The following is a 4,798-nucleotide window of genomic DNA, read 5'->3' as shown; positions in this document are numbered from 1 at the left end:
CTTAGCCATGTCGTTCTGTGACCCAAGGAGTTGGGATCGCACGTTGTCTTCCTAAGACCGCTTGGCCTCCGACTTGAGGCGGCGGGCCGCCGGGGACCACAGCGTGCCGGCCGCGCGGGCGCGGGCCGCCGCGGGCAGCGGCAGCGGCACGGCCGGGCGGCCGGACCCCGTCCAGGCGCCCGCGCCGGTCGCGGCGATCGTGAAGACGGGCACCACGACCGCCGCGCGCAGCGGCGAGGCCGTGAACGCGCCGCCCTGCGCGTACGCCACGGCCCCCGCGGCCACCAGCAGATAGCCGCCGCCCACGGTGGCGACCGCGCCGAGCGCGGTGAGCTGCGGGCGGCCCTCCTGGGGTTCGAGCGCGTCACGGGCCGCCCGGTACGCCAGATAGGCGGGCAGCGCGCTGAGCAGCAGCGGCACCACCCCGACGGGCGCGGGCGCCCCGGACAGCGTTCCCGGACGCACGAGGTCCACGCCGTGCGCGAGCAGCCACAGCGCGACGGCCGCGTGGAGCGCGCCGCCCGCCCCGCTGTCCGGGTAGGGCGAGCTGATCCACAGCGCCATGACCAGCACGGCGAGCGCGCCGAGGCCGAGGCATGCGGCGATGGCGCCGCGCAGGAAGGACGCGGTGAGCGCGGCGGCCCTGCCGCGCTCCAGGGCAGACGCGGACGACAACAACTCTCCGCGTTCGGTCACTTGGGTCACGCCCGCCATGCTGCCTGCGACACGCACTTTAAGCACGTAACAGGCGAATGCTCGACATGTCGATCATTATTCGCTTATGTGTTTTTCCGACCAGCCCCTTGCTGCGGAGACTCCCCGATGACGCAGAGCGCCACCCGAAGCACCCCGCGCCCCGCCCCGGTGGCACCGTCGCCGCCCCCGCCCCCGTCGCCCACAGAGCGCAGGAGACTGCGGGAGGCGAAAGCCATGACCGTGAAGCAGCTCGCGTCGGCGGTGGGCGTCACCCGGTCGACGGTGCGGGGGTGGGAGACCGGCCGCACCGAACCCCGCGGCCGCAGGGGCGAGCAGTACCTGACCCTGCTCGCCCGCTACGCCCTGGAGGTCGCGGCCGATGAGGCGGCGGAGGACGCGGCAGAGGAGGCGGGTCGGGCCGCAGCGGACCGCGGCGCTGCCGCCCGACAGACCGCCCGGCTGGAGTCCGTCAGACGGAAACGGGCCGTGACACCCCCGGGTGGCACCGCGTCGGGCGACGGTGCGTCGGGGGACGGTGCCGGCGTGTCGGGCTCCGGCGCCGGCGCGTCGGACGACGGTGCCGCCGCGTCGGACGACGGTGCCGCTGAGCGCGCGTCCGGCGCCGCCGAGGGGGCGTCAGGTACCGCGCACGGCGCCGCTGACGGGGCGAGCCGTGCCGCTGACGGGGCGGCCGGTACCGCGTCCGACGCCGCCGACGGGACGGCCGGTACCGCCGAGGCGGCGGGCCGCCCACCCGCCGGGGCGGGTGGGCGGCGGATCGTTGTGCTCACCCGGCCGCTCCCCTGCGGCGCGAGTGCGCTCCACCGGACGCCCGAGCAGGCGTTCGACGCGCTGTACGCCTTCGTCGCGCCGGGGCTCGTGCGCCAGGCGTATCTGCTGACGGGGCACCGGGGGCTGGCCCGCGAGGCGGTCGAGCGGGCGTTCCAGCTGGCCTGGCAGCGCTGGCCGGAGGTCGCGCGCGACCGGGACCCGGCCGGCTGGGTGCGGGCCGCGGCGCACGAGTACGCGCTCTCGCCGTGGCACGGATTCCGGCTGGTGAGCGGCGTGCGCGCCGCCCGGCCCGGACGCCGCGCCGACTCCGCGCCGCAGGGGCGCGCGCTGCGCGAGGCGCTGCTCGCGCTGCCGCGCACGTACCGCCGCGCGCTGCTGCTCTACGACGGCCTCGGCCTCGATCTGCCCGACACGGCGGCCGAGGCGGAGGCCAGCACCCCGGCCACCGCAGGCCGGCTGCTGCACGCGCGCGAGGCGGTCGCGGCCCGGCTGCCCGAGCTGGCCGACCCCGGTCTGCTGCACGAGCGGCTCGACGGGCTGCTCGGCTCCGTGCCGGTGCCCGCGCCGCGCCCCGCGCGGGCGGTGCGCAGGGGCGGGGAGCGGCGGGCCAGGATGTGGACGCACGCGGCGATCGTGCTCACGGTGCTCGTGGCGAGCACGACGACCTTCACCGTGCTGACCGCGCCGCGCGCCTACGAGCCGACCGAGGCACCCCCCGAGCGGGTGACGGGCGTGCCGGTGCCCGGCGGGCCCGAGCGGCTGACCCCGCAGGACGTGCGGCTGCGGAACGCGCTGCGCGCCGTGCCGCTGAACGGCCCCGAGCGGCTGCTGCCGCGGGCCGGCTAGCCGCCGGCGGCCCCGGCTCGAAACGCGCAGGCCCCGGCTCCCCCGCCGAGGGGGAGCCGGGGCCTGCGCGCGCGGCGCGGCGGCGTGTCAGCCGGCGAGGAGGGCGCGGGCGAGCTCCGCGGTCTCGGTCGGGGTCTTGCCGACCTTCACACCGGCGGCCTCAAGGGCCTCCTTCTTCGCGGCGGCCGTGCCGGAGGAGCCGGAGACGATGGCGCCCGCGTGGCCCATCGTCTTGCCCTCGGGCGCGGTGAAGCCGGCGACGTAACCGACGACCGGCTTGGTCACGTTGGCCTTGATGAAGTCGGCCGCGCGCTCCTCGGCGTCGCCGCCGATCTCGCCGATCATCACGATGAGGTCCGTCTCCGGGTCGGCCTCGAACGCCTTGAGGGCGTCGATGTGCGTGGTGCCGATGACCGGGTCGCCACCGATGCCGACGGCGGACGAGAAGCCGATGTCGCGCAGCTCGTACATCATCTGGTACGTCAGCGTGCCGGACTTCGACACGAGGCCGATGCGGCCCGGCTTGGTGATGTCGCCGGGAATGATGCCCGCGTTGGACTGACCGGGCGTGATCAGACCGGGGCAGTTGGGGCCGATGATGCGGGTCTTGTTGCCCTTGCTCGACGCGTACGCCCAGAAGGCGGCCGAGTCGTGCACGGCGATGCCCTCGGTGATGACGACGGCGAGGCCGATCTCGGCGTCGATCGCCTCGACGACGGCGGCCTTCGCGAAGGCCGGCGGCACGAAGACGACGGTGACGTCGGCGCCGGTCTTCTCGATCGCCTCGGCGACCGAGCCGAAGACGGGTACAGACGTGCCGTCGAAGTCCACGGACGTGCCCGCCTTGCGCGGGTTGACGCCGCCGACGATGTTGGTGCCGTCGGCGAGCATGAGCTTGGTGTGCTTCATGCCGGTGGAGCCGGTCATGCCCTGGACGATGACCTTGCTTTCCTTGTTCAGGAAGATAGCCATGGTGTGGTTTTCCCTCGCCCTTTTCTTACTTGGCCGCGGCCAGCTCGGCGGCCTTGTCGGCCGCGCCGTCCATGGTGTCCACGCGCTGCACCAGCGGGTGGTTGGCGTCGGACAGGATCTTGCGACCCAGCTCCGCGTTGTTGCCGTCGAGGCGCACGACCAGCGGCTTGGTCACGTTCTCACCCTTGGACTTGAGCAGCTCAAGGGCCTGCACGATGCCGTTGGCGACCTCGTCGCAGGCGGTGATGCCGCCGAAGACGTTGACGAACACGGACTTGACGTCCGGGTCGCCGAGGATGATCTCCAGGCCGTTCGCCATCACCTGGGCGGAGGCGCCGCCGCCGATGTCGAGGAAGTTGGCCGGCTTCACGCCGCCGTGCTTCTCGCCGGCGTACGCGACGACGTCGAGCGTCGACATGACGAGGCCCGCGCCGTTGCCGATGATGCCGACCTGGCCGTCGAGCTTGACGTAGTTGAGGTTCTTCGCCTTGGCGGCGGCCTCCAGCGGGTTGGCCGCGGCCTTGTCCTCAAGGGCCTCGTGCTCCGGCTGGCGGAAGTCCGCGTTGTCGTCGAGGGAGACCTTGCCGTCCAGCGCGATGATCTTGCCGTCGCCGGACTTGACGAGCGGGTTCACCTCGACCAGCAGGGCGTCTTCCTCGACGAAGACGGTCCACAGCTTCTGCAGGGCCTCGGCGATCTGGTCCGCGACCTCGGCCGGGAACTTCGCGGCCTCCACGATCTCGCGGGCCTTCTCGGGCGTGCAGCCCTCGTTGGCGTCGACGGGGATGCGGGCCAGCGCGTCGGGGTGCTCCTCGGCGACGACCTCGATCTCCATGCCGCCCTGGACGGAGGCCATGGCGAGGAAGGTGCGGTTGGTGCGGTCGAGCAGGAAGGAGACGTAGTACTCCTCGGCGATGTCGGCGGTCTGCGCCAGCATCACCTTGTGGACCGTGTGGCCCTTGATGTCCATGCCCAGAATCTGGCCGGCCTTCTCGACGGCGTCCGCCGGGTCGGAGGCCAGCTTGACGCCGCCGGCCTTGCCACGGCCGCCGACCTTGACCTGGGCCTTGACGACGGCCTTGCCGCCGAGGCGCTCGGTCACGTCGCGGGCCGCCTCAGGCGTGTCGATGACTTCACCGGCCAGCACCGGTACACCGTGCTTGGCGAAGAGGTCCCTCGCCTGGTACTCGAACAGGTCCACGCGTGTCCGTCCCTTGTCTCTTCTCGAAACCGCAGCCTGTGATCGCGGGTTGCGATGATCTGCTAGTGATCTGCGTGGGCGTGCCGCGAAGGGCAACGTGACTGCGCTGTCACTGAGGGAGGCGTACACGGGGTCCGGAACGCGGCATGTCCGCCTGGCAGGTTATCTCCGGGAACGTGCGCTCCCTAAATCACGGGTCACAGATGAGCGGTGATACCTGTCACAGAGCGCACAGGTGTCCGGGACGCGCCCGCGCCCGGCCGCGCGGTGCGGTACGGGCCCGGCCTCGCG

General features: G+C 73.2%; 3 protein-coding genes. 1 reads left to right on the top strand and 2 read right to left on the bottom strand.

The features are described from left to right. Positions 1–822: 822 nt before the first annotated feature. Positions 823–2,334: a helix-turn-helix domain-containing protein gene (locus ABEA77_RS32670; protein ID WP_345655616.1), complete on the top strand. Its 1,512-nt coding sequence runs from the start codon at positions 823–825 to the stop codon at positions 2,332–2,334. Positions 2,335–2,421: 87 nt separating this feature from the next. Here ABEA77_RS32670 and sucD read toward each other — a convergent pair whose 3' ends face one another. Together sucD and sucC are read right to left on the bottom strand one after the other, a co-directional pair. Then, a complete protein-coding gene (gene sucD / locus ABEA77_RS32665; RefSeq protein ID WP_345655614.1) occupies positions 2,422–3,306 on the bottom strand; it encodes a succinate--CoA ligase subunit alpha in 885 nt (294 codons plus the stop codon). A 25-nt stretch (positions 3,307–3,331) separates the two neighbouring features. Further along, positions 3,332–4,507, bottom strand: coding sequence for an ADP-forming succinate--CoA ligase subunit beta (sucC, locus tag ABEA77_RS32660; protein WP_345655612.1), 1,176 nt, complete (start codon positions 4,505–4,507; stop codon positions 3,332–3,334). Positions 4,508–4,798: the final 291 nt, after the last annotated feature.

It is taken from the genome of Streptomyces tremellae (assembly GCF_039540215.1).
Lineage (GTDB): Bacteria > Actinomycetota > Actinomycetes > Streptomycetales > Streptomycetaceae > Streptomyces > Streptomyces tremellae.
Note: the sequence above shows the minus strand (reverse complement) of the source record. Positions and strands in the feature narration are given on the sequence as shown.

Excerpts from the sequence above, each read along its gene's own strand:
- ABEA77_RS32670 (WP_345655616.1), top strand. The coding sequence starts at position 823 with ATGACGCAGAGCGCCACCCGAAGCACCCCGCGCCCCGCCCCGGTGGCA.
- sucD (WP_345655614.1), bottom strand. The coding sequence starts at position 3,306 with ATGGCTATCTTCCTGAACAAGGAAAGCAAGGTCATCGTCCAGGGCATG.